A 16,976-nucleotide genomic window follows, 5' to 3' on the forward strand; every position below is an offset into this window, starting at 1 on the left:
AGGCGCTATTCCATCGATATGCGCAGGGCCGCCGCGCTCGCGAACGGACACAGCCATAGCGCGATGCACAACGCCGCCGCGAGCAGCGAGAAATTCGCGTTCGCCCATGCGGCGCTCGCGGCGGGATCGGCCGCGCCGACGCCGAATACGAGCACCGGCACGTAGAGCGGCAGAATCAGCAATGCGAGCACGACGCTGCCGCCGCGCACGCCGAGCGTGAGCGCCGCGCCCATCGAACCGATCAGCGAAAGCAGCGGCGTGCCGATCAGGAGCGACGCCATCAGCATGAGGATCGTGCGCGCATCGAGCCCGTATTCGAGCGCGACGACGGGCGCGAGCACGACGAGCGCGAGACCGGTCGTGATCCAGTGCGCGGCGATCTTGCCGAGCACGATGCCCGCGAGCGGCTGCGGCGAAAGCAGCATCTGTTCGAGCGCGCCGCTCGCGAAATCGTTGCTGAAGAGCTGGCCAGCCGAAAGCAGCGCCGCGAACAGCGCCGTGACCCACAGCACGCCCGGCGCGATTGCGTGCAGCAGCTTCGGATCGGGACCGACGCCGAGCGGAAACAGACTCGACGCCAGCACGAAGAAGAGCAGCACGGAAAGCGTCACGGTGCGCGAGCGCCAGTTCAAGAGCAGCTCGCGCCGGATCACCCGAAGCGTCAGCGCGATCATGCCGCGCTCCGTTCGAGATGCAGATGACGTGCGCGCGCGGCATCGACGGCAAGCGGGCGATGCGTCGTCGCGACGAGCGCGCCGCCTTCGCGCAGATGATCGTCGATGCATGCGGCGAACCAGAGCGCGCCCGCGTCATCGACGGCTTCGGTGGGTTCGTCGAGCAGCCACAGCGGCTTGGCCGCGAGCACGAGCCGCGCGAGCGCCACGCGCCGCCGCTGACCTTCCGACAGCCGGTTCAGGCGCGCGTGCATCAGCGGCTGCAAACCGGCGCGCTCGAGCACGTCGCGCTCGTTCGCGTGCAAGGCGTTCGCGCCGAGCAACGCCGCGAAGCGCAGGTTTTCCGCGACCGTCAGTTCGCCGTTGAAGCCGTCGGCGTGGCCGAGATACGCGAGGTCGCGTCTGAAGCGCGCCGGATCGTCGCGCACGTTCACGCCGCGCCATGACACCTTCCCCGCGGCGGGCGGCAACAGACCCGCGAGCGCGGCGATCAACGAGCTCTTGCCGCTGCCGTTCGCGCCGTGGATGAGCAACGCCGCGCCGCCATCGACGCACAGATTCACGCCGGCGACGATCGTGCGGCTGCCGCGCATCACGTCGAGTTGCCGGGCGCTGAGCATGAATGTTTCCTCTCTTGGCGTTGTTTACTGCTTCTTTCTGTCGTCGATTTCCTGCGCCTTCGCCATGTTCGGCAGTTCATGCGCGATGCCCTTGTGGCAATCGATGCACGTCTTCTCGCCAGTCTCCAGAAAGCGCTGATGCGCCTGCTGCGCGCGCGGGCTTTGCCGCGTGAAGTCCATGTACTGGAACGAGTGGCAATTGCGGCATTCGAGCGAGTCGTTCGCCTTGAAGCGCGCCCATTCGTGCTCGGCCAGTTCGAGCCGCTTGTCGAGGAACTTTTCGCGCGTGTTCACCGCGCCGAAAATCTTCGCCCACACTTCCTTCGACGCCTGCATCTTTCGGGCGATCTTGTCGGTCCAGTTGTGGGGAACATGGCAGTCCGAGCACTTCGCGTGCACGCCCGTGCGGTTACTGAAGTGGATCGTGTTCTTCAGTTCGGCGTAGGTGTTGTCGCGCATCTCGTGACAGCCGGTGCAGAAGACTTCGGTGTTGGTCAGCTCCATCGCCGTGTTGAAGGCGCCCCAGAACACCACGCCGGCGACGAAGCCGCCCAGCGTCAGAAAGCCGAGGCTGTAATAGAGGCTCGGCCGGCGAATGGTGATCCAGTAGCGCTTGATCAGTGCCCACATGATGGTCGCTTGTTTATCGTCTATCGCTTCTTGGTTTTGTCCGGCTGCTGCCTGACGTCTTCGACGGCGACGAACGTATTGCCGACGAGCGGTTTCGTATCGGCCTGCGGGACGTGGCATTGCGTGCAGAAGTAGCGTCGCGGCGACAAATGCCCGGACACGCCGCCCTCGCGATCCATGTAATGCGACACCGCCACCGGCACCGCGCCGCTTTCCTCGGCGCGGCTGCGCGCGTGACACCCGAGACAGCGGTTGGCGTTCTTGTCGAGCTGATAGTTGTCGATCTTGTGCGGGATCGTCGGCGGCTGCTGTGCGTAGTTGAGTCCGCGTATCACGTCCTTGTTTTCGGTCGGCGCGATGAGCGGGGCTTTCGGTTCCTCATCGAGCGGCGCCGTGCCGCGCAGCGAATCGTGGAACGGCAGACTGGGCACCGTGGGCTGCGCGATCGCGAGCACGGCCAGCGCAAGAAGCGATGCAATGACGATGGCTGTCAACGTACGCATGGCGTCGGCTCCCGGACCCTAGACCCGCACGATCTTGACCGCGCACTTCTTGTAGTCGGTCTGAAACGAGATCGGATCGGTGGCGTCGAGCGTCACCTTGTTGATGAGCTGGCTCGAATCGAACCACGGCACGAAGACGAGCCCGCGCGGCGGCTTGTCGCGGCCGCGCGTCTCGACGCGCGTACGCATCTCGCCGCGCCGCGATATCACGCGCACCTCGACGCCGCGTCGCAGGCCAAGCGCTTTCGCGTCGTCGGGATGCATGAAGCACACCGCGTTCGGAAACGCGCGATACAGTTCGGGCACGCGGCGCGTCATCGATCCCGAATGCCAGTGCTCCAGCACGCGGCCCGTCGCGAGCCAGAACGGATAGTCCTTGTCCGGCGATTCGGCGGGCGGCTCGTAAGGCAGCGCGTAGATCACCGCGCGGCCGTCCGGATTGCCGTAGAACTGCCAGTCGGCGCCGGCCTTCACATACGGATCGGAACCCTCCTTGTAACGCCAGCGTGTTTCCTTGCCATCGACGACCGGCCAGCGGATGCCGCGCGCCTGGTGATACATGTCGAACGGCGCGAGATCGTGGCCGTGGCCGCGTCCGAAGCTCGCGTATTCCTCGAACAATCCTTTCTGGATATAGAAGCCGAACGCCGCAGCCTCGTTGTTGCGATATTTCGGATCGACTTGCGAAGCGGGAAACTTGTCGACCTGGCCGTTGCGATACAGGATGTCGTAGAGCGTCTTGCCCTTGTATTCGGGCTTTTTCGCGAGCAGTTCGGCGGGCCAGACTTCCTCGACCTTGAAGCGCTTGGAGAATTCCACGATCTGCCAGAGATCCGAATGCGCGCCGCCTGGCGCCTGTACGAGCTGATGCCAGAACTGCGTGCGCCGTTCCGCGTTGCCGTAGGCGCCTTCCTTCTCGACCCACATCGCGGATGGCAGGATCAGATCGGCGGCGACGGCCGTGACCGTCGGATACACATCCGACACGACGACGAAATTCGAATCCTTGCGATACCCCGGCAGCGCTTCGTTGTTGATATTCGCGGCAGCCTGCATGTTGTTGTTGACCATCACCCAATATGCGTTGATCTTGCCGTCCTTGAGCATGCGGTTTTGCAGCACGGCATGAAAGCCCGGCTTGTCGGGGATGGTGCCCGCGGGCAGCTTCCAGATATGCTCCGCTTCCTCGCGATGCTTCGGGTTGGTCACGACCATATCGGCGGGCAGCCGATGCGAAAACGTGCCGACTTCGCGCGCCGTGCCGCACGCGGACGGCTGGCCCGTCAGCGAGAACGGGCTGTTGCCCGGCGTCGATATCTTTCCCGTCAGCAGATGCAGGTTGTAGACCATGTTGTTGGCCCAGGTTCCGCGCGTGTGCTGATTGAAGCCCATCGTCCAGAAGGACACGACTTTCGTCTTCGGGTCCGCGTACAGCTGCGCGAGCTGGTCGAGCTTGTTCTTCGGCACGCCGGAAATTTTCGTCACGTAGGCAGCGTCGTAGCGCGAGACGAACTGCGCGAATTCGTCGAAGGTGATCGGCTGCGAGCCGTTCGGATCGCCCGCGTTCTTCGCCGCCTTTTGCAGCGGATGGTCGGGCCGCAGCCCGTAACCGATGTCCGCGTTGCCCTTCTTGAAGTTCGTGTGCTTGTCGACGAAATCGCGGTTCACCTTGCCGTTCTTGATGATGTAGTTCGCGATGTAATTCATGATCGCGAGATCGGATTGCGGCGTGAAGACGATGGTTTGATCGGCGAGATCGAACGAACGATGCTCGAACGTCGACAGCGTGACGACGCGCACGTCCTGATTCGAAAGCCGCCGCGCCGTCACGCGCGACCACAGCACCGGATGCATCTCGGCCATATTGGAGCCCCACAGCACGAAGGCGTCGGTGGCTTCGATGTCGTCGTAGCAGCCCATCGGCTCGTCCATGCCGAAGGTCCGCATGAAGCCCGTCACGGCCGATGCCATGCAATGCCGCGCGTTCGGATCGATATTGTTGCTGCGAAATCCCGCCTTCATCAGCTTGACGCCTGCGTAGCCTTCCCAGACGGTCCATTGCCCCGAACCGAACATGCCGACGGCCGTCGGCCCTTTCTCCTTCAGCACGCGCTTGAACTGCTCGGCCATCACGTTGAACGCGACATCCCACGACACGGGCAGGAATTCGCCGTTCTTGTCGTATTTGCCGTCTTTCATCCGCATGAGCGGCGTCGTCAGACGGTCCTGGCCGTACATGATCTTCGAGAGGAAGTAGCCCTTCACGCAGTTGAGTCCGCGGTTGACTTCCGCCTGCGGGTCGGCCTGTGTCGCGACGACCTGATTGCCCTTCACGCCGACGAGCACGCCGCATCCCGTTCCGCAGAAGCGGCAGGGCGCTTTCGACCAGGCGATGTCGTCGCTCTGCGCGACGGCGTGCATGTCGGGCAGCGTGATGCCCGCGGATGCGGCCGCCGTGGTGGCGGCCGTCTGCTTAATGAACGCGCGACGAGTCAGTTTCATCGTCGATGTCCTCGGTGAGCGGATCGGCGGCTTCGTGATGCTGATAGACGAGCGCGGTGCTGATGACATCGGGAATGGATTGCACCGCCTGCAATTGTTCGGCGACGCAAGCGGAGCGATCGCTTTCGAGCGTGAGGACGATCTTGCCGTCGGCGCTCGATCCGTGAACTTGCGCGCCAGGCAAAGCCGCGAGCGCGCGCGTAATTCGTTGCAGCGCTTCTATACGGCCGAATACAACGACGCCGGCTATGTGAAACTCGCAAGACTCATCGGTCTTGTCGGCGTAACGATCGTTGATATCGACGGGTTTGAGCTCCATTTAATTCAAATAGTCGCGACGCTCGTTAATGATGTGGCGGTCCGCCGATCAGCATCTGATAGAACCAGACCGCGAATCCGTAAGTGGCGATGATCATGACCGTGAGCACGGGAACCATGACGACGGTCAGAAACAGAAAGCTGCGCAACTCTTCGGATTTGCGTATTTCGTCTTTCTCATCCATGGGGCGCGTCAGATCTCGGTTGGCGAAGTGGGGTGGCCAGCGCGAAAGATGGATCCATTGTTGGTTTAAGAAATGCATCTTTTCAAGTTGAAAATCGCACGGCGTCGAGGGCGGGTTTTGCAACTGTCGATAAATTTCCATCGCGCCAAATGTGGCGCAATTCGAATTAATCGCCGTGCATCGTTTCACGCGCTCGAACGAATCGCAATGACGTTAATGCTCCTTTTCACGCGCGCGATATGGCTTTCATCTTGTTCTGAATGTCGCTTCATGCGCGGCTTTCTAGAATCCGGTCACTTCTTCGATTACGGACATCCACGCATCATGCCGATCAAGCTCGAATTCGCCACGCCCGAAGGCCGCATCTCGCTTTCAATCGACGATGCCCAGTTCATGGCTTACGACGCCGGTGAACTCGCAATGCATTCGACGCGCGATTTCGTCGAACGCATGGAATCGATGGGGCTCGGCGAACTCGCGCAAACCTATGCGCGTCTTCAGGCACAGACCGAAGTCTCGGTGATGGAACTGCGCGAAGCGCGCGAAGACGCCGAAGCGTGGCTCGGCAAGAAGGAAGAAAGCAGCGTGATCGCGGAACAGATCATGCCGCGGGTCGAAGCGCTGCGTGAAACGATTGCGCGCACGCAGGCCGACTTGCGCGAGAACATCGAGCGGCTGGCGGCGCTCTCCGCGGCGTGCGATTGCGCGCTGCATCAGGTTCCGGGCTATCAGCCGCCCGCGCGCAGTCAGAGATGATCCGCTAAAGATTCGGATCGCGAATCGAATACGCGTTGCGCGCTGGAAGTCTCGCCCCGATACGCCTTCATGCCGAAGCGCTGCAGGATAAAGCTCTCGACGACGAGACGCATATCCGCTTCCAGCGGCCGCGTGCCCCAGCGGCTGTTTCCCGCCACCGACGCCACCGTGAACCACGATTGCGGCGGAAACAATTCGACGCGCAGCATGCCGCGCTCGAAGATCCTGAGCCGCCCCGTATCGATATGAAACTCGGCGCTGACCGCGCCGCCCGGCATGCCGATGCTGGCCGTAATGGCTTTCGCTTTCATCGTTCTGGTCTCTCGAAATGCTTCCGCCGCGAGGTCGATCCTCACGGCGCCGATTGTCAAATTCTCCGGCGACGCGCCTGGCGCGCGGTCGTTTCGGCAGATAATCCCCGATAGGCATACAGTACTGACGTTGCGCGTCTCCGCCTAACTACCGGCGCGATCGGCAAGTCGCTCGCAACGCGTGGCGGAGCATGATGGCGAACGTTCGCTGCCGCACACAAAGACCATCCAGCACGTCTGATTCAATAGCCGCGCTTCTCCGGCAGGAGCAAGCGCCGGTCCTGTTCACAGATGCAAATCAAAGAGGGAAGCAAACCATGCTGAAAGCGTATTCCTATGCAGCATCCGCAGCCGACAAGCCGCTCGGTCCGCTCGAAATTCAACGCCGCGATGTCGGTCCGAACGATGTCCGCATCGACATTCTGTTCTGCGGCGTCTGTCATTCCGACCTGCATATGGCGCGCAACGAATGGGGCGGCACGAACTATCCGGTCGTGCCGGGCCATGAGATCGTCGGTCGCGTCGCGGCAGTCGGTTCCGACGTGTCGAAGTTCAAGGTCGGGCAACTGGCGGGCGTCGGCTGCATGGTCGATTCATGCCGCGTCTGCAATGCGTGCAAGGAAGGACTCGAACAATATTGCGAGAGCCCGGAAAGCTTTACGCAAACCTACAACTCGCCGGATAAGAAGTCGGGCGGCGTGACCTTCGGCGGCTATTCGACGAACATCGTCGTCGACGAGGCGTTCGTGCTGAGCATCCCCGAGAACCTCGAACTCGCGGCCGTTGCACCGTTGCTGTGCGCGGGCATCACCACGTACTCGCCGCTGCGCCACTGGAACGTGCAGAAGGGGCACAAGGTGGGCATCGTCGGTCTCGGCGGTCTCGGTCACATGGGCGTGAAGATCGCCGCCGCAATGGGCGCGCATGTCGTGCTCTTCACCACGTCGCCGGGCAAGATCGAGGATGCGAAGCGTCTGGGCGCGCATGAAGTCGTCGTGTCGAAAGATCCGGATCAGATGGCCGCGCACGCGAACAGCTTCGATTTCATCTTGAACACGGTCGCCGCGTCGCACGATCTCGATCAGTTCATGTCGCTGCTCAAGCGTGACGGCACGATGACGCTCGTCGGCGCGCCGGAGCATCCGCATCCGTCGCCTTCGGTGATGAACATGATCTTCAAGCGCCGCTCGCTCGCGGGCTCGCTGATCGGCGGCATCGCGGAAACGCAGGAAATGCTCGATTTCTGCGGCAAGCACGGCATCACGTCCGACATCGAGATGATTCGCATGGACGAAGTCAACAAGGCTTACGAACGCATGTTGAAGAGCGACGTGAAGTATCGCTTCGTGATCGACATGGCGACGATGGAAAAGTAAGCCTGTGTATCAGCGGGGCGATGTCATCGCCTCGCGCATGCTTTCGACGAAGCGTTCCGTCACTGCCGGCAGCGTCCTGCCGCGCTTCTTCACGATGGCGATCGGCCGCACGAACGCCGGATGGTCGATCGGTTTCGCGACGAGCCCCGGTTCCGCGCGCACCTCGCGCGCGGTTTCCGGCAGGATCGTCACGCCGAGGCCGCCGCGCACCATCGCGACGGCGGTCATCATGTAAGTCGGCTCGCACGCTATCTCGAGCGTTTCGCGCGTCTCGCTGAGCGCGGCGTCGACGACCGCGCGCACGCTCGTGCCTGGCGCGGTGAGCACGAGCGGCGAACGCGCGAGATCGTCGACCGAGATGCGGCGTTTCTTCGCGAGCGCATGCGCCTTCGGACACACCGCGACGAGCCGGTCCACGCCCGCATGCAGCACTTCAAGCAACGGATCGGCCACATCGCCGCCGGTCAGCCCGATATCGGCTTCCTCGCTGCGCACGAGCGCATTCACGGTGCTCGCCACGACGTCGCGAATCTGAAATGCGACGCGCGGCACCTCGCGCTTCATGCCGATGATCAACTCAGGCAACACGCTCGCCGCGAACGTCGGCAGGCACGCGATGCGGATCGTGCCGCTTTCGCCGATGCCCATCGCGCGGGCATCGCGCAGCACGTTCTCCATGTCGCGCAACGACTTGCGCAGGAGCGGCAGCAGTTCGCGTCCGGTCGGCGTCAGCGCGACGTTGCGGCTGTTGCGGTCGAAAAGCCGCGCGCCGACGGCTTCCTCCAGGCGGCGTATCTGCACGGTCAGCGCGGGTTGCGACAAATGCAGGCGTTCGGCGGCGCGCGTGAAACTGCCCGCCTCGGCCACGGCGACGAGCGCGCGTATATCGCGAAGATTCAGATCCATTATGGTCCGTGATAGCTGCGATCAAATCATTTCAATTGTGTAATCGCCGCTCCGAACTTACTCTGGACCGCACCAAAAGACAATATTCGGAGACACGTTCATGCTGCCGATGCTCGGCCTCGCCACCATCGTCGTCCTGCTCGGGGCGATCCTTTCCAAACGGATGTCGCCGCTCGTCGCGCTCATCATCGTGCCGATCGTGGCGTCGCTGATCGGCGGCTTCGGGCTTTCGACGAGCAGGTTCGTCATCGACGGATTGAAGAGCCTCGCGCCGGTCGTCGGTATGTTCGTGTTCGCGATCCTTTACTTCGGCACGATCACGGACGCGGGCACGCTCGATCCGATCATCGATCGCATCCTGCGCGCGGTCGGCACGAAACCGACGCGCATCGTGATGGGCACGACGCTGCTCGCGCTGCTGATTCATCTGGACGGCTCGGGCGCCGTCTGCTTTCTCGTCACGATTCCCGCGATGCTGCCGCTCTACGATCGCCTGAACATGGACAAGCGCGTGCTCGCCGCGGCCGTTTCGATGGCGGCGGGCATCAACTTTCTGCCGTGGACCGGGCCGATGATCCGCGCATCGGCTTCGCTGCATCTGCCGATTTCATCGCTGTTCAATCCGCTGATTCCGGTGCAGGCCGTCGGGCTCGTGTTCGTGTTCGGCATGGCGTGGTGGCTCGGCCGCCGCGAGGAAAAGCGTCTCGGCTATTCGAGCGCGAACGGCGCGATTCCGCTTCCGAAGCGCGAACTGACGCCCGAAGAACAGTCGCTGCGCCGCCCGAAGAATTTCTGGTTCAACATCGTGCTGACGGTCGTCGTGCTCGGCACGATGGTCGCGATGGGCGAAAAGATTCCGCCCGCCATCATGTTCATGGTCGGGCTGTGCATTGCGCTGATGGTGAATTACCCGAACGTCGACATGCAGCGAAAGCGCATCGACGCGCACGCTCGCGCCGCGTTGATGATGGCCGGCATTCTGCTCGCGGCGGGCGTGTTCACCGGCATCATGCAGGGCAGCGGCATGTTGAAGGCGATGGCGCAGGCGGCGGTCGGTTTCGTGCCGCCCGCTTTTGCCGGCCACATTCCGGTCGTGCTCGGCCTGCTGTCCATGCCGCTCTCGATGCTTTTCGATCCCGATTCGTTCTATTTCGGCGTGTTGCCGGTGATCGCCGAAGTGGCGTCGCAACTCGGCGTGCCGGCGGTGCATGTCGGCCAGGCGGCGCTCCTCGGTCAGATGACGACCGGCTTTCCCGTGAGCCCGCTCACGCCCGCGACGTTTCTCGTCGTCGGCTTGTGCGGCATCGATCTCGCGGATCATCAGAAGTTCACGTTCCCGCTGCTGTTCGGCGCGTCGGTCGTCATGACGATCGCGTGCGTCGTGCTGGGCGTGTTGCCGCTGTAAAGGAAAAGCGCCATGAAAGACATCATCAGAATCGGCGCGGGCGCGGGTTATTCGGGCGATCGCATCGAGCCTGCCGTCGAACTCGCGGAGCACGGCGCGCTCGACTATCTCGTGTTCGAATGCCTTGCCGAACGCACGATCGCGATCGCGCAGCAGTCGCGCCGCAACGATCCCGAACTCGGTTACGACCCGTTGCTCGAAACGCGCATGCGCGCCGTGCTGCCCGTCGCGGCGAAAAATGGCGTGCGGATCATCTCGAACATGGGCGCGGCGAATCCGCGTGCGGCGGCGAAGAAGACCGCGAGGATCGCGCGCGAGCTCGGCCTTGACGGATTGAAAATCGCAGCCGTCACCGGCGACGACGTGCTCGATGTCGTTTTGCGTTCGCGTCTGCGCTTCGAGGAATCCGGCGACGATGTGAGCGCGTACGCGGACCGCATCGTGTCGGCGAATGCGTATCTCGGCGCGGCGCCGATCGTCGCTGCGCTCGCGGCGGGCGCGGACATCGTGCTGACCGGCCGCGTGGCGGATCCGTCGCTATTCACCGCGCCGCTCATCCACGAATTCGGCTGGAAGATGGACGACTGGACGACGCTCGGACAGGCGACCGTCGTCGGCCATTTGCTCGAATGCGCGGGTCAGGTGACGGGCGGTTATTTCGCCGACCCCGGTTACAAGGACGTGAACGATCTCGCGCGTCTCGGCTTCCCGATCGGCGAAGTGAGCGCGGATGGTTCTGTCATCGTGACGAAGGTGCCGCACGCAGGCGGCTGCGTGACCGAAGCGACGTGCAAGGAACAACTGCTCTATGAGATTCACGATCCGGCGCGTTATTTTCAGCCGGACGTCGTCGCGGATTTCACGCAAGTTCGCGTCGCGCAGGAAGCGCGCGACCGCGTGCGCGTGACCGGCGGACGCGGCCACGCGCGCACGGATACGCTGAAGACATCGGTCGCTTATGTCGATGGCTATATCGGCGAAGGTCAGATTTCCTACGGCGGTCCGGGCGCGGTCGCACGCGCGCGGCTCGCGCTCGATATCGCGCGCGAACGGCTGTCGATCATGTGCATCGATACGAGCGAACTGCGCTTCGACCTCATCGGCGTCAATTCGCTTTACGGCGACGCGCTCGCATCGAACGCCGAAGAGCCGTATGAAGTGCGCGTGCGCGTCGCGGGACGCACGTCGAGCGCGAAGGAGGCGGCGCGCATCGGCAACGAGATCGAAACGCTCTATACCAACGGCCCGGCGGGCGGCGGCGGCGTGACGAAGGCGACGCGGGAAGTCATCGCGGTGCAGTCCGTGCTGCTCGCGCGCGAACACGTGAAGCCCGTTTTCGAATTCGTGGAGGCAAGCGATGAAACTGCGTGAACTCGCGCATGGCCGCACCGGCGACAAAGGCAACACGTTGAACGTGTCGGTGATCTGCTTCGACGCGAAGCACTACGCGCATCTGCGCGCGCAACTGACGCCCGAGCGCGTGAAAGCGCATCTCGCCGATGTCGTGAAGGGCGATGTCGTGCGTTACGAACTGCCGCTCTTGCACGCGTTCAATTTCGTTTTGCGCGATGCGCTCGGCGGCGGCGTCACGCGTTCGCTCGCGCTCGACGCGCACGGCAAGTCGATGAGCTCGGCTTTGCTCGATATCGAAATCGATGCGGTTTCCAGCCCAACGCCTATCTGACCGATACCGTGTCGATCTTGCGCGCGGAATCCGCGGGCAACACCGACGTCAACACGTTCGCCGGCACATGCTGCGCCTCTTCCTGCGAGACCGCGCCGACGAACTTCCAGCCCGACGGCATTTTCACGAACGTGAAGCCGGTGGGTTGATCGACGAACACCGAATACGGCGCAGGCGATGCAGCCGTTTCCGTGGCTTGCGCAAACGACACCAGCGGGCTTGCCAGCAGCAAAGCGGCTGCGAGCGCGGACAAAGTCGATTTCATGGCGACACTCCTGAGATGGTTCCGATGTTTATGTGACGATCGATACAGATATTTAAGCATCGGCGCGCGACAGCGTCCAGTTATTTTGTTACGATCGACACATAATTCAGAATTTCGATGGACGCACTAATCGCCGGCATCGAAAAGGAGTGAGACATGTCGTCGGAAATGCACGAGACGCAGCACAGGGCGCGCGGCCGGCCGCGCGCATTCGACCGCGAAGCGGCGTTGCGAAACGCGATGGAAGTGTTCTGGGCGAAAGGCTACGACACCTGTTCGATGGCCGATCTCGTTGAAGCCATGGGCATCAATTCGCCGAGCCTCTATGCCGCGTTCGGCAGCAAGGAGGATCTGTATCGGGAGGCGGTCGAGTTGTACACGGAAGCCGAAGGCGGCGCGGCGCTCAGGCAGTTGCAGGCGCACGAATCCGTGCGCGACGGCCTGCGCGCGATGTTCCGCGCGAGCGTCGAATTGTTCACCGGCAGGAAGACTCCGCGTGGCTGCATGATCTTTCTGGGCGCGATGTCCGTCGGCGGCGAGCACGCGCAATTGCGCGCCGAGATGCAGAAGCGCCGGCGCAAGGTCGCGTCGATCGTCGCGGCGCGGCTCGCGCAGGGCGTCGAAAATGGCGAGCTCGACGCTCGCACCGATGTTCAGGCGCTCGCCGCGCTGTGCATGACATTGTTCGCGGGTCTGTCGATTCAGGCGCAGGACGGCGTGCGGCGTGCGGCGCTTTTCGCGGCGGTCGATCAGTTCATCGCGACGCTGCCGCTGCGCGCGAAGCGCTGAGCGAAACGTTCGCAGCCGTCACAATCGACGACGAAACAAAGTGTCCTTGCGCTTGCCCGCGCGCCGATGACGGGACCAAAATCCCCGACACCCGGCATTTTGGAGCATCGCCATGACGACTCACGTCATCAGTTTTTTTGCCGACGACACCGCGCGCGCGTCGTTCGAAAATCATCGCCGCTATTGCGCGCGTCTTGCTTATCCGCACGAGTATGTCGATACGGCCGCGATCGGCTGGGCACATCTGCGAATGCTGTTGAAGTATCAGGTGTTGTTGCGCAAGCTGCGCGCGTGTGCCGAGGGCGATCTCGTGTTGCTGATCACGCAGGATTGCCTGCTGTTACGCGACATTCCGTGCGAGACGCTCATGCGCGGGGAAAACCGCGATTGGATCGTCTCGTATCGTGACGACGACCCCGGCGACGTCATGGCGGCGTTTCAGCTTTGGCGCAACACGGCGGCCGCGCGCGAGCAGGTTCAACGCATCTGCGAGGGCGCCAGGTTCGGCAGGGCGCTCGCGAGCGAAGCGCAGTTGCTGAGTGCGCTAGGACCTCGGCCGTTCACTGAGGCGATCGAAGGCCATCATCCCGTTGTGCTCGCGGCGCTGAACGTGTCGCCGATATGGGCGGAATGGCCCGCGTTCTCTCTTGCGCTCGCCGATATGCCCGATGCGCCGAAGAATCAGCCGGTCTTCGCCGACTTGCGCGATCTGTTCGCGGAGCACATCAACGAGTGTCAGGCGCGCGGCCTGCCGTATCTCGCCTTGCCGCAGCCGGAAGCCGATGAAACACGCTACGAAGCGTCGAACCGAAGCGCGTCCATCGCGCTCGCGATGCTTCATACGCCGAATATCCGCGAATACGGCGCGATCGCCGAGCGCAACGTGCGCCGCTATTGCGAGCGTCACGGCTACGCGCTGCATCTCTATCGCGACGTGCCGGCCGAAGCGGGCGCGGGCGCGAGCGGCAACTGGATCAAGCCCTGGGTGTTGCTGCGCCATTTGCCGGAACACGAATGGGTCTTCTGGATCGATGCCGACGTGCTCGTCGCCGATCAGAGCCGGCGGCTCGAACCGCTATGCGAGAAGCGGGATCGCGTGCTCGCGACGGACGTAAGCTGGCAGTTCAACTCGGGCATCATGGGTTTTCGCAACACGCCGCAAAATCTCGACGTGCTGACGGAAATCGAGCAGTGCATCGGCGCGATCGCGGATAAATCGTCGACCTATGCAAGCGGCGGCGACCAGGACGTGTTCATCAAGGTGCTCGCACGGCATGGCCTTGCCGACTCGCGCCATCTGCTCGATTGCGCGACCATCAACACGCCGTATCAGCTTCAGTCGCGCGACAGCTTCATGGTGCATTACATGCATATGTGGCCGTCGCTGCGCGCGCTCATCATGCATCACGGCGACCTGACGAGCCAGATGCGCGGCGCGCGCCGTCCCTGACTGTCTATTCCTTGACTTTCCAAAGCTTTACGCGCAAGCATGAGCGATCGCGCGAGCCGCCGCGCGTGCATCGATTTTTTAGGTAGTCCCTACTTACACATCGTTCCGATGATGCCGCGCCCGTCCACGCCTCGGCAGCATATCCGCCTTTGCACGGCGAGCGACGGCGTGCGCATCGCGTACGCGACGTGCGGCTCTGGCCCGCCGCTCATCAAGGCGGCGAACTGGCTCAGTCATCTGGAGCTCGATTTCACGAGCCCGGTCTGGAACCATCTGATGCTCGAACTGTGCGGCCGTCACACGCTGATTCGCTACGATCAGCGCGGCTGCGGTCTCTCCGATCGCGACGTCGGCGAAATTTCCTTCGACGCCTGGCTGCGCGATCTCGAAACCGTCGCCGATGCGAGCGGCCTCGAACGCTTTCCGCTGCTGGGAATTTCGCAGGGCGCGTCGATTGCCATCGCGTATGCGGTCGCGCATCCGGAGCGGGTCACGCATCTCGTGCTGCATGGCGGCTACGCGCGCGGCCGTTTGAAACGCTCGTGCGATCCGGCGTTGCACGAGGAAGCCGAAATGCTCGTGAAGCTCGCCGAACTCGGTTGGGGCAAGCAGAATCCGGCGTTTCGCCAGTTCTTCACGACGCAGTTCATTCCCGGCGGCACGCCGGAGCAGCATCACTGGTTCAACGAACTCGAACGTCTGACGACCACGCCGCGCAACGCCGCGCGCATCATGCGCGTGTTCAACGAGATCGACGTGGTGGCGCTGCTGCCGCGCGTGCAATGTCCGACGCTCGTGCTGCACGCGAGCGGCGATGCGCGCGTGCCGTTCGACGAAAGCCGCCTGCTCGCCGGGCAAATTGCCGGCGCGCGATTCGTGCCGCTCGATAGCGAAAATCACATCACGCTCGAATCCGAGCCTGCGTGGCAACGCTGGCGCGAGGAAGTGCGGGGGTTTCTGCCGTCATCGAACGTGAGCGATCCGGCGTTCTCCGCGCTGACGCCGCGTGAGCGCGATATCGTCGAATTGCTCGCGGGCGGGCGCGACAACGCGCAGATCGCCGCGCGACTCGCGTTGAGCGAGAAGACCGTGCGCAATCACATCACCAGCATTTTCGCGAAGCTCGAAGTCGAAAACCGCGCGCAGGCCATCGTGCTCGCGCGCCGCGCGGGCTTCGACGCGCCCGCCGCCTGAGCGCTTCGGGACCTGCGTCCCCCTTCATTGCCGCCAAATGCCGTGTCCCGGTGCGCAGCCGGGACATGCGCCTCATGTGCGAGAGCGGGCCGTTGCAGAGAATGATTCGCAGAACGGTGACGCGGCGCACGACCCTACGCAGACCTGTTCGACGCAGCGCGCGGATTGCAGGGCGCGCATTCATCAGAGTCATCGACGCAGAGTCGTTCCGGAGTTCGCACATGGAAGCCGTTCAGCACGAGTCTCAATCCAGGAAAATCACCCCGCAGCAACGTTATGCGAAGTGCATCGAAGTGTCCCGCCGCATCCGCTGGGATATCGATCGCGACGTATTGCGCGGCCGTCATTTCGATCCCGCGCACAAGTTCATGCCCGACGGACTATCCGAAGTGCATCGTCTGCCGTTCCTCGACGCGCGCGAACGCCGTCTGATGTCTCAGGTTCAGGGCCGCACGTACGCCAACATGTTCGGCATGATCGAGCGTTTCGTCGGCGCGAAGATGCTGGAGGTCGGCCGCGATCATGCGCTCGGCGATCAGACCGCGCTCGAAGCGATCGTGCGGTTCACCGACGAAGAGCTGAAGCATCAGGAATTGTTTCGCCGCGTGGAAGCGCTCGCCGCGCAAACGCTGCCGCCGGGCTATCGCTTCATCGCGCAGGCCGACGAGGTTGCCGCGTTCGTGCTCGGCAAATCGACGTGGTCGATTCTCGCACTGACGTGTTGCGTCGAAATCGTCACGCAGGTGCATTACCGGCAGAGCATGGAAAGCGACGCGAGCTTGTCGCCGCTATTCAAGGACATCTTCCTGTTCCACTGGAAGGAGGAGTCGCAGCACGCGATCATCGACGAACTCGAGTGGATGCGCGAAGACGCGCGGCTCGAGGACGACGCGCGCGATGCCGCGATCGGCGATCTGATCGAGCTAGTCGCGGCCATCGACGGGATGATGCAGGCGCAAGCCGCCGCCGACGCGCATTACTTCGTATCGCAACTCGACCGCGCGCTTTCCGCCGACGAAGAGGCGCGCGTGCATGCGGGACTGGTCGATGCGTATCGGTGGCAGTACATCATCTCGGGCGTGGACGAACCGCGCTTCGGCGAAATCCTGATGAGCCTCATCAGCGAGGCGCAGGGCGAACGCATGGGCGCTGCGCTCGCGCCGATCCGACGCCGCGCGCTCGCAAGCGAACTCGATACGCTCGCGTGACGCGTGACGCGTGTCGCATGAAGCGCGAGAAGGCCGGGTGTTCGCGCCCGGCCTTCTCATTTTTAGAAAGTTATCCGTAAGACAAATGGTTTGCTGCTCTGCAAAACGCTGAATTGCCGTGAAAATCTAGTCGTTACCGATGTACTGAAGCCGTTTTTTTCGGGCAACATAAGGCAAAGCAGGTAGTCGTCGCTCGCTGT

General features: G+C 63.0%; 19 protein-coding genes. 9 read left to right on the top strand and 10 right to left on the bottom strand.

Annotated features, from left to right (window positions below):
- Nucleotides 1-5: 5 nt before the first annotated feature.
- Genes ccmB through napE form a run of 7 tightly spaced genes read right to left on the bottom strand, consistent with a single transcriptional unit; the run spans nt 6 to nt 5,432 of the window.
- Entirely contained in the window at nt 6-674 is a 669-nt protein-coding gene (gene ccmB / locus BG60_RS19530) for a heme exporter protein CcmB (RefSeq protein WP_008349060.1), read from the bottom strand.
- Entirely contained in the window at nt 671-1,294 is a 624-nt protein-coding gene (gene ccmA / locus BG60_RS19535) for a cytochrome c biogenesis heme-transporting ATPase CcmA (RefSeq protein WP_008349058.1), read from the bottom strand. Before ccmA ends, ccmB begins: the two co-directional genes overlap by 4 nt.
- 24 nt (nt 1,295-1,318) lie before the next feature.
- Nucleotides 1,319-1,924 carry a NapC/NirT family cytochrome c gene (locus BG60_RS19540; RefSeq protein WP_008349056.1) on the bottom strand — a complete coding sequence of 202 codons (606 nt, stop codon included), beginning with the start codon at nt 1,922-1,924 and terminating at the stop codon, nt 1,319-1,321.
- 20 nt (nt 1,925-1,944) lie between these two features.
- Entirely contained in the window at nt 1,945-2,427 is a 483-nt protein-coding gene (locus BG60_RS19545; protein WP_008349053.1) for a nitrate reductase cytochrome c-type subunit, read from the bottom strand.
- Nucleotides 2,428-2,445: 18 nt separating this feature from the next.
- Nucleotides 2,446-4,929 (bottom strand): periplasmic nitrate reductase subunit alpha, encoded by a 2,484-nt coding sequence (gene napA / locus BG60_RS19550; protein WP_008349051.1) that lies wholly within the window; start codon nt 4,927-4,929, stop codon nt 2,446-2,448.
- A complete protein-coding gene (locus tag BG60_RS19555; RefSeq protein WP_008349049.1) occupies nt 4,901-5,248 on the bottom strand; it encodes a chaperone NapD in 348 nt (115 codons plus the stop codon). The genes napA and BG60_RS19555 overlap by 29 nt, the downstream gene beginning before the upstream one ends.
- A gap of 25 nt (nt 5,249-5,273) precedes the next feature.
- Nucleotides 5,274-5,432 (bottom strand): periplasmic nitrate reductase, NapE protein, encoded by a 159-nt coding sequence (napE, locus tag BG60_RS19560; RefSeq protein WP_008349047.1) that lies wholly within the window; start codon nt 5,430-5,432, stop codon nt 5,274-5,276.
- Nucleotides 5,433-5,702: 270 nt separating this feature from the next.
- Between napE and BG60_RS19565 the strand changes: the two genes are divergently transcribed.
- Nucleotides 5,703-6,188: a hypothetical protein gene (locus tag BG60_RS19565; protein ID WP_235366259.1), complete on the top strand. Its 486-nt coding sequence runs from the start codon at nt 5,703-5,705 to the stop codon at nt 6,186-6,188.
- Here BG60_RS19565 and BG60_RS19570 read toward each other — a convergent pair.
- On the bottom strand, nt 6,179-6,499 hold the full coding sequence (locus BG60_RS19570; RefSeq protein WP_008349044.1) for a hypothetical protein: 321 nt from the start codon (nt 6,497-6,499) through the stop codon (nt 6,179-6,181). The two genes, BG60_RS19565 and BG60_RS19570, sit on opposite strands and share 10 nt — an antisense overlap.
- A 317-nt stretch (nt 6,500-6,816) precedes the next feature.
- Between BG60_RS19570 and BG60_RS19575 the strand changes: the two genes are divergently transcribed.
- The gene (locus tag BG60_RS19575; RefSeq protein WP_008349042.1) at nt 6,817-7,875 is read left to right on the top strand and encodes an NAD(P)-dependent alcohol dehydrogenase; all 1,059 of its coding nucleotides are present in this window, start codon (nt 6,817-6,819) and stop codon (nt 7,873-7,875) included.
- A 9-nt stretch (nt 7,876-7,884) separates the two neighbouring features.
- Here the strand turns inward: BG60_RS19575 and BG60_RS19580 are convergent, their stop codons facing one another.
- Nucleotides 7,885-8,781, bottom strand: coding sequence for a LysR family transcriptional regulator (locus BG60_RS19580; protein ID WP_008349040.1), 897 nt, complete (start codon nt 8,779-8,781; stop codon nt 7,885-7,887).
- Nucleotides 8,782-8,881: 100 nt separating this feature from the next.
- On the opposite strand from BG60_RS19580, the gene BG60_RS19585 reads away from it, so the two are divergent.
- The 3 genes from BG60_RS19585 to BG60_RS19595 are packed head-to-tail and all read left to right on the top strand — an operon-like array spanning nt 8,882 to nt 11,870.
- A complete protein-coding gene (locus BG60_RS19585) occupies nt 8,882-10,186 on the top strand; it encodes a CitMHS family transporter (RefSeq protein WP_008349037.1) in 1,305 nt (434 codons plus the stop codon).
- Nucleotides 10,187-10,198: 12 nt separating this feature from the next.
- The gene (locus BG60_RS19590) at nt 10,199-11,557 is read left to right on the top strand and encodes an acyclic terpene utilization AtuA family protein (protein WP_008349035.1); all 1,359 of its coding nucleotides are present in this window, start codon (nt 10,199-10,201) and stop codon (nt 11,555-11,557) included.
- The gene (locus tag BG60_RS19595; RefSeq protein ID WP_008349032.1) at nt 11,544-11,870 is read left to right on the top strand and encodes an AtuA-related protein; all 327 of its coding nucleotides are present in this window, start codon (nt 11,544-11,546) and stop codon (nt 11,868-11,870) included. Before BG60_RS19590 ends, BG60_RS19595 begins: the two co-directional genes overlap by 14 nt.
- Here BG60_RS19595 and BG60_RS19600 read toward each other — a convergent pair.
- Entirely contained in the window at nt 11,863-12,135 is a 273-nt protein-coding gene (locus BG60_RS19600; protein WP_008349031.1) for a hypothetical protein, read from the bottom strand. The genes BG60_RS19595 and BG60_RS19600 overlap by 8 nt on opposite strands.
- Before the next feature lie 156 nt (nt 12,136-12,291).
- Here BG60_RS19600 and BG60_RS19605 point away from each other — a divergent pair, with 156 nt between their 5' ends.
- The 4 genes from BG60_RS19605 (at nt 12,292) to BG60_RS19620 (ending at nt 16,776) form a co-directional block, all read left to right on the top strand.
- Nucleotides 12,292-12,924, top strand: coding sequence for a TetR/AcrR family transcriptional regulator (locus BG60_RS19605; RefSeq protein WP_008349029.1), 633 nt, complete (start codon nt 12,292-12,294; stop codon nt 12,922-12,924).
- A gap of 112 nt (nt 12,925-13,036) precedes the next feature.
- The gene (locus tag BG60_RS19610; RefSeq protein ID WP_008349027.1) at nt 13,037-14,374 is read left to right on the top strand and encodes a glycosyltransferase family protein; all 1,338 of its coding nucleotides are present in this window, start codon (nt 13,037-13,039) and stop codon (nt 14,372-14,374) included.
- Nucleotides 14,375-14,482: 108 nt separating this feature from the next.
- Complete coding sequence (locus BG60_RS19615; protein WP_033536494.1) at nt 14,483-15,568, top strand: alpha/beta fold hydrolase; 1,086 nt, start codon at nt 14,483-14,485, stop codon at nt 15,566-15,568.
- 221 nt (nt 15,569-15,789) lie between these two features.
- On the top strand, nt 15,790-16,776 hold the full coding sequence (locus BG60_RS19620) for a hypothetical protein (protein WP_008349024.1): 987 nt from the start codon (nt 15,790-15,792) through the stop codon (nt 16,774-16,776).
- Nucleotides 16,777-16,976: the final 200 nt, after the last annotated feature.

Source organism: Caballeronia zhejiangensis (genome assembly GCF_000698575.1).
Taxonomy (GTDB): domain Bacteria; phylum Pseudomonadota; class Gammaproteobacteria; order Burkholderiales; family Burkholderiaceae; genus Caballeronia; species Caballeronia zhejiangensis.

What these genes read in the sequence shown, in the direction of transcription:
- BG60_RS19610 (WP_008349027.1), top strand. Translation starts at nt 13,037, where the DNA reads ATGACGACTCACGTCATCAGTTTTTTTGCCGACGACACCGCGCGCGCG.
- BG60_RS19615 (WP_033536494.1), top strand. Translation starts at nt 14,483, where the DNA reads ATGATGCCGCGCCCGTCCACGCCTCGGCAGCATATCCGCCTTTGCACG.
- BG60_RS19575 (WP_008349042.1), top strand. Translation starts at nt 6,817, where the DNA reads ATGCTGAAAGCGTATTCCTATGCAGCATCCGCAGCCGACAAGCCGCTC.
- BG60_RS19565 (WP_235366259.1), top strand. Translation starts at nt 5,703, where the DNA reads ATGCGCGGCTTTCTAGAATCCGGTCACTTCTTCGATTACGGACATCCA.
- ccmB (WP_008349060.1), bottom strand. Translation starts at nt 674, where the DNA reads ATGATCGCGCTGACGCTTCGGGTGATCCGGCGCGAGCTGCTCTTGAAC.
- napE (WP_008349047.1), bottom strand. Translation starts at nt 5,432, where the DNA reads ATGGATGAGAAAGACGAAATACGCAAATCCGAAGAGTTGCGCAGCTTT.
- napA (WP_008349051.1), bottom strand. Translation starts at nt 4,929, where the DNA reads ATGAAACTGACTCGTCGCGCGTTCATTAAGCAGACGGCCGCCACCACG.
- BG60_RS19580 (WP_008349040.1), bottom strand. Translation starts at nt 8,781, where the DNA reads ATGGATCTGAATCTTCGCGATATACGCGCGCTCGTCGCCGTGGCCGAG.
- BG60_RS19570 (WP_008349044.1), bottom strand. Translation starts at nt 6,499, where the DNA reads ATGAAAGCGAAAGCCATTACGGCCAGCATCGGCATGCCGGGCGGCGCG.
- BG60_RS19600 (WP_008349031.1), bottom strand. Translation starts at nt 12,135, where the DNA reads ATGAAATCGACTTTGTCCGCGCTCGCAGCCGCTTTGCTGCTGGCAAGC.
- BG60_RS19585 (WP_008349037.1), top strand. Translation starts at nt 8,882, where the DNA reads ATGCTGCCGATGCTCGGCCTCGCCACCATCGTCGTCCTGCTCGGGGCG.
- BG60_RS19555 (WP_008349049.1), bottom strand. Translation starts at nt 5,248, where the DNA reads ATGGAGCTCAAACCCGTCGATATCAACGATCGTTACGCCGACAAGACC.
- BG60_RS19620 (WP_008349024.1), top strand. Translation starts at nt 15,790, where the DNA reads ATGGAAGCCGTTCAGCACGAGTCTCAATCCAGGAAAATCACCCCGCAG.
- ccmA (WP_008349058.1), bottom strand. Translation starts at nt 1,294, where the DNA reads ATGCTCAGCGCCCGGCAACTCGACGTGATGCGCGGCAGCCGCACGATC.
- BG60_RS19605 (WP_008349029.1), top strand. Translation starts at nt 12,292, where the DNA reads ATGTCGTCGGAAATGCACGAGACGCAGCACAGGGCGCGCGGCCGGCCG.
- BG60_RS19545 (WP_008349053.1), bottom strand. Translation starts at nt 2,427, where the DNA reads ATGCGTACGTTGACAGCCATCGTCATTGCATCGCTTCTTGCGCTGGCC.
- BG60_RS19590 (WP_008349035.1), top strand. Translation starts at nt 10,199, where the DNA reads ATGAAAGACATCATCAGAATCGGCGCGGGCGCGGGTTATTCGGGCGAT.
- BG60_RS19595 (WP_008349032.1), top strand. Translation starts at nt 11,544, where the DNA reads ATGAAACTGCGTGAACTCGCGCATGGCCGCACCGGCGACAAAGGCAAC.
- BG60_RS19540 (WP_008349056.1), bottom strand. Translation starts at nt 1,924, where the DNA reads ATGTGGGCACTGATCAAGCGCTACTGGATCACCATTCGCCGGCCGAGC.